Origin of the sequence: Fusobacterium sp. IOR10 (assembly GCF_010367435.1) — a bacterium.
GTDB lineage: Bacteria > Fusobacteriota > Fusobacteriia > Fusobacteriales > Fusobacteriaceae > Fusobacterium_B.
This window is the reverse complement of sequence record NZ_WJWY01000024.1, coordinates 20533-33533: the sequence shown is the minus strand read 5'-3', so window position 1 is coordinate 33533 and position 13001 is coordinate 20533. Positions and strand designations below refer to the sequence as shown.

The 13001-nt window shown below is 29.6% G+C and carries 15 protein-coding genes and 6 tRNA genes; 19 read left to right on the top strand and 2 right to left on the bottom strand.

Going from position 1 to position 13001, the window contains the following annotated elements; translation table 11 throughout:
• Positions 1-214: 214 nt before the first annotated feature.
• Positions 215-862, bottom strand: a complete 648-nt coding sequence (locus GIL12_RS07645; RefSeq protein ID WP_163469895.1) for an OmpA family protein — start codon at positions 860-862, stop codon at positions 215-217.
• Positions 863-991: 129 nt separating this feature from the next.
• On the opposite strand from GIL12_RS07645, the gene GIL12_RS07640 reads away from it, so the two are divergent.
• The 6 genes from GIL12_RS07640 to GIL12_RS07615 all read left to right on the top strand — a co-directional run bounded on the left by GIL12_RS07640 (position 992) and on the right by GIL12_RS07615 (position 1487).
• Positions 992-1068 (top strand) — tRNA-Pro (locus tag GIL12_RS07640).
• A 3-nt stretch (positions 1069-1071) separates the two neighbouring features.
• Positions 1072-1147, top strand: a tRNA-Gly gene (locus GIL12_RS07635).
• Between the two features lie 8 nt (positions 1148-1155).
• Positions 1156-1232: transfer RNA gene (locus GIL12_RS07630), tRNA-Arg, on the top strand.
• A gap of 4 nt (positions 1233-1236) precedes the next feature.
• Positions 1237-1312: transfer RNA gene (locus tag GIL12_RS07625), tRNA-His, on the top strand.
• Between the two features lie 8 nt (positions 1313-1320).
• A tRNA-Lys gene (locus tag GIL12_RS07620) sits at positions 1321-1396 on the top strand.
• A gap of 7 nt (positions 1397-1403) precedes the next feature.
• Positions 1404-1487: transfer RNA gene (locus GIL12_RS07615), tRNA-Leu, on the top strand.
• Positions 1488-1721: 234 nt separating this feature from the next.
• Here the strand turns inward: GIL12_RS07615 and GIL12_RS07610 are convergent.
• Positions 1722-2510 carry a hypothetical protein gene (locus GIL12_RS07610; protein ID WP_163469894.1) on the bottom strand — a complete coding sequence of 263 codons (789 nt, stop codon included), beginning with the start codon at positions 2508-2510 and terminating at the stop codon, positions 1722-1724.
• A gap of 140 nt (positions 2511-2650) precedes the next feature.
• Between GIL12_RS07610 and GIL12_RS07605 the strand changes: the two genes are divergently transcribed.
• The 13 genes from GIL12_RS07605 to GIL12_RS07545 all read left to right on the top strand — a co-directional run bounded on the left by GIL12_RS07605 (position 2651) and on the right by GIL12_RS07545 (position 12988).
• Positions 2651-3214, top strand: coding sequence for a DUF1694 domain-containing protein (locus tag GIL12_RS07605; protein ID WP_163469893.1), 564 nt, complete (start codon positions 2651-2653; stop codon positions 3212-3214).
• On the top strand, positions 3204-4484 hold the full coding sequence (murA, locus tag GIL12_RS07600) for a UDP-N-acetylglucosamine 1-carboxyvinyltransferase (protein WP_163469892.1): 1281 nt from the start codon (positions 3204-3206) through the stop codon (positions 4482-4484). Before GIL12_RS07605 ends, murA begins: the two co-directional genes overlap by 11 nt.
• Positions 4485-4494: 10 nt before the next feature.
• Positions 4495-5205, top strand: coding sequence for a 23S rRNA (guanosine(2251)-2'-O)-methyltransferase RlmB (gene rlmB, locus GIL12_RS07595; RefSeq protein ID WP_163469891.1), 711 nt, complete (start codon positions 4495-4497; stop codon positions 5203-5205).
• A 17-nt stretch (positions 5206-5222) separates the two neighbouring features.
• Complete coding sequence (locus tag GIL12_RS07590; RefSeq protein ID WP_163469890.1) at positions 5223-5807, top strand: sigma-70 family RNA polymerase sigma factor; 585 nt, start codon at positions 5223-5225, stop codon at positions 5805-5807.
• Positions 5808-5816: 9 nt separating this feature from the next.
• Positions 5817-8414 carry a leucine--tRNA ligase gene (gene leuS, locus GIL12_RS07585; RefSeq protein WP_163469889.1) on the top strand — a complete coding sequence of 866 codons (2598 nt, stop codon included), beginning with the start codon at positions 5817-5819 and terminating at the stop codon, positions 8412-8414.
• Positions 8415-8484: 70 nt separating this feature from the next.
• The gene (locus tag GIL12_RS07580; protein ID WP_163469888.1) at positions 8485-9126 is read left to right on the top strand and encodes an adenylate kinase; all 642 of its coding nucleotides are present in this window, start codon (positions 8485-8487) and stop codon (positions 9124-9126) included.
• 21 nt (positions 9127-9147) lie between these two features.
• Positions 9148-9918 carry a type I methionyl aminopeptidase gene (map, locus tag GIL12_RS07575; RefSeq protein ID WP_163469887.1) on the top strand — a complete coding sequence of 257 codons (771 nt, stop codon included), beginning with the start codon at positions 9148-9150 and terminating at the stop codon, positions 9916-9918.
• Between the two features lie 77 nt (positions 9919-9995).
• A complete protein-coding gene (gene infA, locus GIL12_RS07570) occupies positions 9996-10214 on the top strand; it encodes a translation initiation factor IF-1 (RefSeq protein WP_163469886.1) in 219 nt (72 codons plus the stop codon).
• 29 nt (positions 10215-10243) lie between these two features.
• Positions 10244-10357 (top strand): 50S ribosomal protein L36, encoded by a 114-nt coding sequence (gene rpmJ, locus GIL12_RS07565; RefSeq protein ID WP_163469885.1) that lies wholly within the window; start codon positions 10244-10246, stop codon positions 10355-10357.
• A gap of 192 nt (positions 10358-10549) precedes the next feature.
• Positions 10550-10906, top strand: a complete 357-nt coding sequence (rpsM, locus tag GIL12_RS07560; protein ID WP_163469884.1) for a 30S ribosomal protein S13 — start codon at positions 10550-10552, stop codon at positions 10904-10906.
• A 54-nt stretch (positions 10907-10960) separates the two neighbouring features.
• Complete coding sequence (rpsK, locus tag GIL12_RS07555; protein WP_163469883.1) at positions 10961-11347, top strand: 30S ribosomal protein S11; 387 nt, start codon at positions 10961-10963, stop codon at positions 11345-11347.
• 49 nt (positions 11348-11396) lie between these two features.
• Complete coding sequence (gene rpsD / locus GIL12_RS07550; RefSeq protein WP_163469882.1) at positions 11397-11984, top strand: 30S ribosomal protein S4; 588 nt, start codon at positions 11397-11399, stop codon at positions 11982-11984.
• A gap of 26 nt (positions 11985-12010) precedes the next feature.
• The gene (locus GIL12_RS07545; RefSeq protein WP_163469881.1) at positions 12011-12988 is read left to right on the top strand and encodes a DNA-directed RNA polymerase subunit alpha; all 978 of its coding nucleotides are present in this window, start codon (positions 12011-12013) and stop codon (positions 12986-12988) included.
• Positions 12989-13001: the final 13 nt, after the last annotated feature.

The window sequence follows — 13001 nt, the reverse complement described above, 5'->3', positions numbered from 1 at the left end:
TCACATCCTTTCTTTTGGTGTCGCAACTTAATTGTAACGGATTTTTTTATTTGTCTCAATTTTTTTTTGCAAAAAATAAAGGCATTAGTATTTTTACAAATACCAACACCAAATATTATAGACCCTTTATAAAAAATAAAGCAGAGATAGGATCTCTGCTCTAAAAGTAAAAATTATAATATTAATTCACTGAGTTTTTATTTAAGGTTAATTTTTATTTAGAGAAAACTTCTAGAGTAACTCTTCTATTTGCTTGTCTACCAGCTTTGGAAGAATTAGAAGAGATAGGTAAGTCTGATGCCATTCCCAATGAAGTTATTCTTTGTGAATCAACCCCTTGTTTTACTAAATAGTTTCTAACTGAATAAGCTCTTTGTTCGGATAAAGTTAAATTATAATTATAAGAGCCAGTATTATCTGTGTGTCCTGTTATTTTAATTCTTGAATTAGGATATTTGTTAAGAACAAAAGCTATTGAATTTAATTGTCTTGTAAATTCAGGTTTTATTTGAGCTCCACTTGTTGGGAAAGTTAATCCTCCAGGCAATGTTAATAGAATTGAACGCCCAGTGTTGACAATTCCCACTCCAGAGCTGTATAGAACGCTTCTAAACTCATTTTCTTGTTGTTGCATAGATGAACCTACAGCTGTCCCTAATAAGGCTCCTGCAGCTGCACCAATAAGAGTACCTTTTGTATCTTGTCCAATTATTTGTCCAGCTAAAGCACCAGCAACTGCACCGCCCATAGCTCCAGAATTTGTATATGAAGTGGAACCTTCAGGTCTAATAAAGTCATTAGTACATCCAGTTATTAAAACAGCTCCTAATAAAAAACCAATTGAAATTTTTTTGCTTTTCATAAAAACCTCCTTAAAAATAATATACTTTATTCTACCATAATATTAAAATAGTGTATATTTAAAAAAATAAATAAAAAATTGTTGACAAGAATAATAGAATATGGTATTATTATTCTTGTCTTAGGACGTCGGAATATAGCGCAGTCCGGTAGCGCACTTGCCTTGGGAGCAAGGGGCCGCAAGTTCGAATCTTGCTATTCCGACCAAATGCGGGAATAGCTCAGTTGGTAGAGCGTCAGCCTTCCAAGCTGAATGTCGCGAGTCCGAATCTCGTTTCCCGCTCCATTTTTTTTGTGTCTGTAGCTCAGCTGGATAGAGCAACGCCCTTCTAAGGCGTGGGTCAGGGGTTCGAATCCCTTCAGACACGCCATTTGGTGATCGTAGTTCAGTTGGTAGAGCGCCAGTTTGTGGTACTGGTTGTCGCGAGTTCAAGTCTCGTCGGTCACCCCAAAATATATGCGCCATTAGCTCAGTTGGTAGAGCACACGACTTTTAATCGTGTTGTCACAGGTTCAAATCCTGTATGGCGCACCATAAATATGCGAGGATGGCGGAATTGGCAGACGCGCTAGACTTAGGATCTAGTGTCTCCGACGTGAGGGTTCAAGTCCCTCTCTTCGCACCATTTAACTACTATTCATTGGTGGTTTTTTTTATTTTTTGTAAATTTTAATGATCAATTTTGTTGTAAAGCTTATTAAAATTTTCAGATTATAAAACAATTGAGTATATACTTTTTAATTTATTTAGTTAAGAGATAAGTAAACTATCCCCTTTATTTTATTATATAATTTAATTGTAAGGGGATTTTATTTATCTCTGTTTTTTTTGGAAAATAATAACATCAATACTATTTAGATCAATTATTTTCTAAATTTACACATATTTTTTTCTTATAAATATCCATATTAAAAAATTTTGATTTATAACTTTTAAATTTTTTAGTTTCTGGAATGAAAATATAACAATTTTTTGAAGCTATATTAGTTATAGAGAAATTTCCATCTATATCAGTTTGTGTTTTTTTTAGAAGAGATCCATTTTGAGAAAAAAGATAAATGGGTATATTTTTAATTGGAAAAACATCATTAATGATAGTTCCAAGAATAGAATAGTTTTGTTTACTTAGTATGAAAACATTTGAAGAACTAGATGACTTAAAATTTCGAATAGCAATTTTAGAACAATAATCAGGTTTGCTTATTTTTATAAGATTAATACCCTTTAAAGGGACCATTTGAAAATTACCAAAACTATCACTGGTAATAATTTGTGTTTTTTTTCTATTTGTAATTTCAATTTTACAGTTAGAAATTGGTTTGAAGTCCTCACTTAAAATTTTTCCTTTAATTTTTTTTATATCTTTTTCCAAAAATCTGATTTTGTATTCTTTAGATTTAAAAATAGGAATATTTTTTTTTATTAAATTATTATTAATATCAGAAAATACAAATGTATAATTTCCCTTTTCAATTTTTAAAGAAGCTGTGTTATTTTTAAATAGAATAGGTTCGATTTTTTCATCATAATAAATATAACCATTGGGAACATTAAAGTTAAAGGTGATATTTATTTTTTCAGAGAAAGAATTAATAGAAAAAGATAAGAATAAAAATGCATAAAATAAATAAAATTTAAAAATATTCATAATAAACTCCTATTAATAAAATAATGTATCTATAAATTAATTATAGCATTTTTTTTTATTGCAACCAATTTTATTTTAATGTTGAACATTTTATGTTATAATTATTGTAAAAAAGCAATGAATAGAAGGGAAGTTCTTAAATGGAGATATTTGATGAAAAAGAAAAAGTAAGGGTAAAACTCCAAAAATTACAAATAGAAAAAAATTATTATTTGGGAGAATTTAAAGAAAATATAATAATAGCGGCAAAAAAGAAAAGTTTAAATGGAAAAAGCAATCAAAAATTTCTAGATTTAATGAATAGAAAAGACGCAACTCTTTTAAAAATAAACAGGCAAGTAAATCTTAAAAATGTAAGAGAGTATATAAAGTATGCTGAAAAAATAGGATTAAGTTATAGATTAGTAGATGGAATTTCTTTTTCAGGGGATATTGGAATGGTTTTAGTTTCTAAAGAAGCTTTTGAAAATGAAAAAGAAGATATAATTTTAGAAAGTGAAGAAGAAAGATATATAGAAAAAGGTTTAAATCCCATATATGAAAAATATGAGGGAAAAAAAATATGTAAAAAACATTTCTATTTATTAAAAAATAAATTTTCAGAGAAAGTTGAAAAATTCTCTGAAATAAAATTTCTAGATAAATTGTTCGGTGTAAAATGTCCAATATGCAAGGAAGAAGGGGAGAAAGATAATGAGCGTTGAAGCTTTTAGAATAGTTGGTGGGAAGAAAATTGAAGGAACATTGAAAGTTGAAGGTTCAAAAAATGCATCATTACCTATATTTATAGCAACATTAATAGAAAAAGGGGTATATGTATTAAAAAATGTTCCAAGTCTTATGGATATAAGGACATTAATAAAACTCTTAGAAAGTTTAGGGTTAACAATAGAAAAATTAGATGAAAATTCTTATAAGATTATTAATGATGGAATAAAAAATATAGAAGCTTCCTATGAGCTAGTGAAAAAAATGAGAGCTTCTTTTTTGGTTATGGGGCCAATGTTGGCAAATGGTGGAAAAGCAAAGGTTTCCTTACCAGGAGGATGCGCAATAGGAGCTAGACCTGTAGATTTACATTTAAAAGGATTTGAGGCTTTAGGAGCAAAAATTTCAATAGATCATGGATATGTTCAAGGGGAAGTTGAAAAAGGGTATTTACAAGGAAGCAAAATAATACTAGATTTCCCAAGTGTTGGTGCTAGTGAAAATATAATTATAGCTGCAGTTAAAGCCAAAGGAAAAACAGTTATAGAAAATATAGCAAGAGAGCCTGAAATTACAGACCTATGCAATTTTTTAAATAAAATGGGGGCAAAAATATCAGGAATGGGAACTGGTAGATTAGAAATAGAAGGAGTTGAGAAACTAATTCCTTGTGAATATTCTATAATGCCAGATAGAATAGTTGCTGGAACATTTATAATTGCATCAATAATGTTTAATGGAACAATTAAAATTGATGGGGTAGAGCCAGAATGTTTAGAGAGTTTTTTAGTAAAACTTTCAGAAATGGGTCTACAATATGAATTTGATTCTAATGGACTATTTATTGTTAAATCAAAAATAGAAGATATGACAGGGACTAAAGTAACAACAATGCCTTATCCTGGATTTCCAACTGATTTACAATCGCCATTAATGACATTAATGTGTTTAGTTAATGGAACTAGTGAAATTAAAGAAACAATTTTTGAAAATAGATTTATGCATGTTCCTGAATTAAATAGGATGGGAGCAAACATTATTGTAGAAAAAAATATAGCAATAATAAAAGGTATAAAGGAATTTTCAGCGGCTAAAGTTATGGCTAGTGATTTAAGAGCTGGAGCAGCGTTAGTTCTAGCAGCACTAAAGTCAGATGGAGAAACAATTGTAAATAGAATATACCATATAGACAGAGGTTATGAATCTCTAGAGGTTAGATTAAGAGCTGTTGGTGGAAATATTTCAAGAATAAAAGAAGAAATATAAAGGGAGAAATATGGAAAAAATAATAGGGTTAAATCCAGTAATAGAAGTTTTAGAAAATAAAGAAAAGGATATAGAAAAAATAGAAATATTTCAAGGACTGAGAGAAGAAAAAGTGAGTCTTATAAAAAGAAAAGCATCTCAAAGAAATATCAGAGTACAATTCATAAAGAAAAAAGTAGATAATTCTCAAGGAGTTGTAGCTTATATTTCAGCCTATGATTACTATAAAGAAATAGGGGAATTTATAGAAAAAGTAGCTCCTAAGAAAAAAGATATTATATTGGTTTTAGATGGAGTTCAAGATCCTAGAAATTTTGGAGCAATTATAAGAAGTGCAGAAATTTTTGGTGTTTCAGGAATAGTTATTCCTGAAAGAAACTCAGTGAAAATTAATGAAACTGTTGTAAAAACGTCAACAGGAGCCATAGAATATGTTGATATTATAAAAGTTGTAAATATTTCACAAACATTAGATAAATTTAAAAAATTAGGTTACTGGGTATATGGAGCAGAAGGTAGTGGAGCAATTAATTATAATGAGGAGAAATATCCTGAAAAAACTATACTAATATTAGGTAGTGAAGGATTTGGTATAAGAAAAAAAGTTAAAGATAATTGTGATGTATTGATCAAAATACCAATGCATGGAAAAATAAATTCCCTAAACGTTTCTGTTGCAGGGGGAATATTGTTATCAGAAATAGCTAAATTTGTTTACTAAATATAATAGGGGGTATCATGGATTCATTTGAAATTGAAGCTTTGATAAAAGCTAAATCAGGAGATAATGAGAGTTTTGAAATATTATTAAAAAAATATGAAAAATATATCTATATGAATACAAAAAATTATTATTTAATAGATGGAGAAAGAGAAGATTTAATTCAAGAAGGCATGATAGGTTTATTAAAAGGAATTAAAAGTTTTGATTTTAATAGAGAGGTATCCTTTAAAACCTTTGTTATTATGTGTATGAGAAGACAAATAATATCAGCGTTAAAAAATTCTAATTCTAAAAAAAATCAAGTACTAAATGTTATATATACTAGTAGTGATGAAAATATAAAAGAAAAAATTTTTAAAGAGAAGGCCCCAAATGCAGAAGAAATTTTTATATATAAAGAGTTAATGCAAGAATTTAAAACTTATTCTGAAAAACATTTTAGTGATTTAGAGAAAAATGTATTGAAATACCTAATACAAGGTTATTCCTATGGGGAAATAGCAGAAATTTTAGATAAATCAAATAAAACAATAGATAACACATATCAAAGAATAAAATTAAAAGTAAAAAAATGGTTGAAAAGCTTGAAAAATATATAGGAGGAAGAAATGAAAGAATACAATTTTAGAGAAGTTGAAGAAAAATGGCAAGAAAAATGGAACAAAAATAATCTCTTTAAAACTGAAAATACAGTTGATAATAAAGAAAATTATTATGTTTTAGTTATGCTGCCTTATCCTTCTGGAAAATTACATGTTGGACATGCAAGAAATTATACAATAGGAGATGTAATTTCAAGATATAAAAGAATGAAAGGCTATAACGTTCTCCAACCTATGGGATGGGATTCTTTTGGACTTCCAGCTGAAAATGCAGCTATTCAAAATGGAGTTCATCCAGATCTTTGGACAAAGTCAAATATAAAAAATATGAAAAGACAGTTGAAATTAATGGGCTTATCATATGATTGGGATAGAGAAATAGCTAGTTACACTCCAGAATATTATAAATGGAATCAATGGATGTTTAAAAAGTTTTATGAAAAAGGATTGATTTATAAAAAGAAATCTACAGTTAACTGGTGTCCAGATTGCCAAACAGTTCTAGCTAATGAGCAAGTTGAAGATGGAAAATGTTGGAGACACTCAAAAACTCAAGTAATTCAAAAAGATTTAGAACAATGGTTCTTTAAAATAACAGATTATGCAGATGAATTATTAGAAGGACATAAGGAACTTAAAGGGGGATGGCCTGATAAAGTTCTTGCAATGCAAAAAAACTGGATTGGAAAATCTTATGGAACAGAAATAGTTTTTACTGTTGAAGAAACTGGAGAAAAATTGCCAATGTTCACAACAAGAATAGATACTATTTATGGTGTAACTTATGCAGTTGTAGCTCCAGAACATCCTATTGTTGGGAAAGTAATTGCTGAAAATGATAGCTTAAAAGAAAAAATAGAAGCTATGAAAAATACAGATATTATAGAAAGAACTGCAGAAGGTAAAGAAAAAAATGGAATAGATACAGGATGGCATGTTATAAATCCTGTGAATGGAGAAAAAGTTCCTTTGTGGATAGCTGATTATGTTTTAATGAATTATGGAACAGGTGCGGTTATGGCAGTTCCTGCTCACGATGAAAGAGATTTCGCCTTTGCTAAAAAATATAACTTACCAATGAAAGTTGTTATAAATCCAAAAGGACAAAAAGAAATTATAAATGTAAATGATATGGAAGAAGCATTTACGGATATTGGAGAATTAGTTAACTCAGGTAAATTTGATGGAACAAACTCAAAGAAAGCTATAGGATTAATGGCTGATTATGTTGAAGAAAATAACTGGGGAGAAAAGACAGTAAAATATAGATTAAAGGATTGGGGAATCTCTAGACAAAGATATTGGGGAACTCCTATACCGGCCCTATATTGTGAAAAATGTGGAACTGTTATGGAGAAAGATGAAAATTTACCAGTAAACTTACCAAAGGATGTTAAATTTACTGGAAATGGTAATCCTATAGAAACTTCTGAAGAGTACAAGAATGCTGTATGTCCAATTTGTGGTGGTCCAGCAAGAAGAGAAACAGATACAATGGATACTTTTTTTGATTCTTCATGGTATTTTTTAAGATATTGTGATCCTAAGAATGAAAAAGCTCCTTTTGATAAAGAAATAGTGGATAAATGGTTCCCTGTTAATCAATATATTGGTGGAGTAGAACATGCAGTAATGCATTTATTATATGCTAGATTTTTCCATAAAGCCCTAAGAGATATAAATTTGGTTTCTTCAAATGAACCATTTAAAAGACTTTTGACTCAAGGAATGGTTCTTTCTAACTCTTATTTTTCAGAAAAAGAAAATAAATTTTTATTTTTAAATGAAGTTGAAACAAAGGGAGCAAAAGCATATTCTATAAAAACTGGTGAGGAATTATCTGTTAAAATGGAAAAAATGTCAAAATCTAAAAATAACGGAGTTGACCCAGAGGAAATAATATTAAATTATGGTGCAGATGCAGTAAGATTATTTATTATGTTTGCAGCTCCTCCTGAGAGAGAATTAGAATGGAATGAAAATGGACTTTCTGGAGCAGTAAGATTTTTAAATAGAGTATGGAGAATAGTAATTGAAAACAAAGATTATATTTCAGAAGAACAAATAGATTACACAAAAGTTTCAAAAGAGGATAAATCTTTAGTTAGAAAACTTCACCAAACTATAAAAAGAATAACTGATTCAATAGAAGATAACTATCACTTTAATACAGCTATTGCAGGAACTATGGAATTAGTTAACGAAATTTATTCATATAGAGCAAATGTACTTGGAACAGAGAAAGAAACATCAGAATCTAAAAAAATATTTGGGGAAACAATTAGAGATATAATTATAATGCTTTCTCCATTCACACCTCATTTTGCAGAAGAGTTATGGGAAGAATTAAATAAAGATAAAGATTTATTTAATGTTTCTTGGCCAAAGTATAATGAAAAATTAACTATTTCTGACGAAGTTACTATGGCTATTCAAGTAAATGGAAAAATGAGAGGATCAATAACAATTGATTCTAATTTAAGTAAAGAGGAAATAGAAAAAAGAGCATTTGAAGTGGAAAATGTAATAAAACACACTGAAGGGAAAAACATTGTGAAAGTTATTGTTGTCCCTAAAAAAATAGTAAATATAGTAGTTAAATAGAAAAAATGTATATTTTTTTCAAATGAAATAGTATAATAATAACGTTAAAAAATATTTAGGAGATGATGAAATGAACATTATGTTATTTGGAGCTCCCGGAGCAGGAAAAGGGACACAAGCAAAGTATATTATAGAAAAATACGGGATTCCACAAATATCAACAGGTGATATGTTAAGAGCAGCAGTTGCTGCAGGTACACCAATGGGACTTGAGGCTAAGGCTTGTATGGAATCAGGGAAATTAGTTTCAGATGAAATTATAGTTGGAATAATTAAAGATAGACTATCAATGGAAGATTGCAAAAAAGGATTTATATTAGATGGATTCCCAAGAACTTTAGCTCAAGCTGAATCTTTAGAAAAATTAATGAATGAAATGAATATTTCTTTAGATAAAGTTATTTCACTAAATGTTCCAGATGAATTAATAGTAGGTAGAGTTGTAGGAAGAAGAGTTTGTAAATCATGTGGAGGATCTTTTCATGTTGAATTTAACCCCCCTAAAAAAGCTGGAATTTGCGATTTTTGTGGAGAAGCACTTGTTCAAAGAAAAGATGATAATGCAGAAACAGTAGAAAATAGATTAGCAGAATATCATTCTCAAACAGCTCCTTTATTTGATTTTTATAAAGAAAGAGGAGCTATGGAAGAAATTGATGGTACAATGGATATAAAAGAAATAACAAAGAGAATATTTGAAATTTTAGGATAATTATTAAAGAAAGGACTTAAAATGGCAATTGTTATAAAAACAATGGAAGAAATCAATAAAATAAAAGAAGCAAATCAAATAATAGCTAGACTTTATGAAAATATATTGCCTAAGAATATAAAACCAGGAGTCTCAACAAAGGAATTAAATAAAATAATAGAAGACTATATAATATCTCAAGGGGCTATTCCAGGAACTATAGGAGTTCCTGGAATATACGAACCTTTCCCAGCTGGGGCTTGTATATCAGTAAATGAAGGGGTTGTACATGGGATTCCTAGTGAAAATATTATTTTAAAAGATGGAGATATAGTAAGCATAGACACTGTAACAATATTAGATGGATATTATGGGGACGCTGCAATAACTTATCCTGTTGGAGAAATTGATGATAAATCAAAAAAATTATTAGAGGTAACAAAAAAATCAAGAGAAATAGGTATAGAAGCAGCAATAGTTGGAAATAGATTAGGAGATATTGGTCACGCCATTCAAAAATATGTTGAGTCAGAAGGATTTTCAGTAGTTAGAGATTATGCAGGTCATGGTGTTGGGAAAGCAATGCATGAAGATCCTTGTATACCAAACTATGGTAGAAAAGGAAGAGGCTTAAAAATAGAAAATGGAATGGTTTTAGCCATAGAACCTATGGTTAATGAAGGTAGTTATAAAATAAATATGTTAGATGATGGATGGACAGTAGTTACAAAAGATGGAAAGAGATCGGCTCATTTTGAGCATTCCATAGCAATAGTTAATGGAAAACCGTTGGTGTTAAGTAAATTAGACTAAAAAAAAGATAGAATTATATAGACTTTTTTTAATGTATATGTTATGATAATATGAATTTCTGTTCGATAGGAGGAAATATGTCAAAGAAAGATGTTATCGAATTAGAAGGAACTATTTTAGAAACCCTTCCAAATGCGATGTTTCAAGTTAAGTTAGAAAATGGACACACAATACTAGGTCACATATCTGGAAAAATGAGAATGAATTACATCAAAATTTTACCAGGAGATACAGTAACTGTTCAAATTTCGCCTTATGATTTATCAAGAGGAAGAATAGTTTATAGAAAAAAATAGTTTTTTTTATCACGAAAAAGGAGGTAGAGATGAAAGTAAGAACATCAATTAAACCTATTTGTGACAAATGCAAAGTAATCAAGAGACATGGTAAAATAAGAGTTATATGTGAAAACCCTAAGCATAAACAAGTTCAAGGATAGTTTTCTTTTTGAATTTTACTTAGTTAAAGTTATTTTGCTAAGAGGAACAAATGTAGTACTGACAATGGAAGTACTGTAAAGACATGTTAAGCTGTAGAGCTTGTTCTTATATACATAAGGCATGTCGAAGAAAGTGTTAGCTAACCACAGATGTTAGCAATATATAAATTTTTGTGAATAGGAGGAACCAAATTGGCTAGAATAGCAGGAGTAGATATCCCTAGAAATAAGAGAGTTGAAATATCATTAACTTATATTTATGGGATTGGAAGAAAAACTTCTCAAAATGTTTTAACTCAAGCAGGCGTTGATTTTGACACAAGAGTAAAAGATTTAACTGAAGAAGAATTAAATAAGATTAGAGGAATCATCGATGGCCTAAGAGTTGAAGGAGATTTAAGAAAAGAAGTTAGATTAGCAGTTAAGAGACTTTTAGACATTAGATGTTACAGAGGATTAAGACATAAAATGCATTTACCAGTAAGAGGACAAAAATCAAAAACTAATGCAAGAACAGTAAAAGGTCCTAAGAAAATGGTAAAAAGATAGGTTGTTTAAACAATTTATCGAAAATTAGAATTGGAAAGTAAGGAGGGAGCTAAATTGGCTAAAAAAGTAGCTAAAGTTAAAAAGAAATTAAAAAGTATTCCTAGCGGAATAGCTCATATACATTCAACATTCAATAATACAATTATCGCTATTACTGACCTAGAAGGAAGAGTAGTTAGTTGGAAATCAGGTGGAACTTCAGGGTTCAAAGGAACTAAGAAGGGAACTCCATTTGCAGCTCAAATGGCAGCTGAACAAGCAGCTCAAGCAGCAATTGAAAATGGAATGAAAAAAGTTGAAGTTAAGGCAAAAGGACCTGGATCAGGAAGAGAAGCTTGTGTAAGATCTTTACAAGCAGCTGGATTAGAAGTTACTAAAATTACAGATGTAACACCAGTTCCACATAATGGATGCAGACCACCAAAAAGAAGAAGAATGTAACCTAGTCATATTTAAATGACAATTTAAACAAAGGAGGAATGTTTGAGATATGGCAAGAAATAGACAGCCTATATTAAAAAAATGTAGAGCACTTGGGATTGAACCTATAGTTTTAGGAGTTAATAAAACTTCAAAAAGAGGATTCAGACCAAACGCAAATAGAAAACCTACAGAATACGCAATACAATTAAGAGAAAAACAAAAAGCAAGATTTATATATAATGTAATGGAAAAACAATTTAGAAAACTTTATGAAGAAGCAACAAGAAAAGAAGGGGTAACTGGTTTAATATTAATAGAATACCTTGAAAGAAAATTAGAAAATGTTGTTTACAGATTAGGTTTTGCAAAAACTAGAAGACAAGCTAGACAAATTGTTTCTCATGGACATATTGCAGTTAACGGAAGAAAAGTAAATATAGCATCTTACAGAGTTAAAGTTGGGGATGTTGTTTCTGTAATAGAGAATTCTAAAAACTTAGATCTAGTAAAAGAAGCTGTTGAAGCAGGAGCTGTTCCAGCTTGGTTAGAGCTTGATAAAGCTGCATTTGCAGGGAAAGTTATTCAAGTTCCAACTAAAGAAGATTTAGATTTTGATATTAATGAATCTCTAATAGTTGAATTATATTCAAGATAATAAGCCTTTTAATAGGAGTTGATCAAATGTTAAAAATTGAAAAACATGCTAGAGGTATACAAATAAAAGAAGTTAAAGAGGATGAGTTTAAAGGACAATATATTATCGAGCCTTTATATAGAGGGTATGGAAATACAATTGGTAATGCTTTAAGAAGAGTTCTTCTTTCTTCTATACCTGGTGCTGCTATAAAAGGTGTAAGAATTGATGGAGTTTTAAGCGAATTTTCAGTTATTGAGGGAGTGAAGGAACCTGTTTCTGACATTATTCTTAATATTAAAGAAATAGTAGTAAAAACTGAATCAGTTGGAGAGAGAAAAATGACTCTATCTGTTAAAGGCCCTAAAATAGTTACCGCTGCTGATATAATACCAGATATCGGTCTAGAAATAGTAAACCCTGAACAAGTTATTTGTACAATAACAACTGAAAGAGAAATAGATATGGAATTTTTAGTTGATGTTGGAGAAGGATTTGTTGTTTCAGAAGAAATAGATAGAAAAAATTGGGCTGTAGATTGTATAGCTATAGATGCTATATATACTCCAATCAGAAAAGTTTCGTATGCAATAGAAGCTACAATGGTTGGTAGAGTAACAGATTTTGATAAACTAATTCTTAATATAGAAACTGATGGAAGTGTTTCTATAAGAGATGCAGTCTCTTATTCAGTAGAACTTTTAAAACTATATTTAAATCCATTTTTAGATTTAGGAAATAGATTAGAATATTTAAGAGAAGATATAGAAGAAGAAGAAGAAGAAGAGGAAAATTCAGAAAAAGATAATAATATGCTTGATACAAAAATAGAAGAACTTGATTTAACAGTTAGATCTTTTAATTGTTTGAAAAAAGCAGGGATAGAAGAAGTTGGGCAATTAGCTAAGCTAAGTATGGCAGACCTTCTAAAAATAAAAAATCTTGGAAGAAAATCTCTTGATGAAATTCTTGAAAAAATGAAAGAATTAGGATTTGACCTTAATCAGAATGAGTATTCTGAATAATATTATAAGGAGG

Coding starts and splice junctions, on each gene's coding strand:
- GIL12_RS07645 (WP_163469895.1), bottom strand. CDS start 862: ATGAAAAGCAAAAAAATTTCAATTGGTTTTTTATTAGGAGCTGTTTTA.
- GIL12_RS07610 (WP_163469894.1), bottom strand. CDS start 2,510: ATGAATATTTTTAAATTTTATTTATTTTATGCATTTTTATTCTTATCT.
- GIL12_RS07605 (WP_163469893.1), top strand. CDS start 2,651: ATGGAGATATTTGATGAAAAAGAAAAAGTAAGGGTAAAACTCCAAAAA.
- murA (WP_163469892.1), top strand. CDS start 3,204: ATGAGCGTTGAAGCTTTTAGAATAGTTGGTGGGAAGAAAATTGAAGGA.
- rlmB (WP_163469891.1), top strand. CDS start 4,495: ATGGAAAAAATAATAGGGTTAAATCCAGTAATAGAAGTTTTAGAAAAT.
- GIL12_RS07590 (WP_163469890.1), top strand. CDS start 5,223: ATGGATTCATTTGAAATTGAAGCTTTGATAAAAGCTAAATCAGGAGAT.
- leuS (WP_163469889.1), top strand. CDS start 5,817: ATGAAAGAATACAATTTTAGAGAAGTTGAAGAAAAATGGCAAGAAAAA.
- GIL12_RS07580 (WP_163469888.1), top strand. CDS start 8,485: ATGAACATTATGTTATTTGGAGCTCCCGGAGCAGGAAAAGGGACACAA.
- map (WP_163469887.1), top strand. CDS start 9,148: ATGGCAATTGTTATAAAAACAATGGAAGAAATCAATAAAATAAAAGAA.
- infA (WP_163469886.1), top strand. CDS start 9,996: ATGTCAAAGAAAGATGTTATCGAATTAGAAGGAACTATTTTAGAAACC.
- rpmJ (WP_163469885.1), top strand. CDS start 10,244: ATGAAAGTAAGAACATCAATTAAACCTATTTGTGACAAATGCAAAGTA.
- rpsD (WP_163469882.1), top strand. CDS start 11,397: ATGGCAAGAAATAGACAGCCTATATTAAAAAAATGTAGAGCACTTGGG.
- GIL12_RS07545 (WP_163469881.1), top strand. CDS start 12,011: ATGTTAAAAATTGAAAAACATGCTAGAGGTATACAAATAAAAGAAGTT.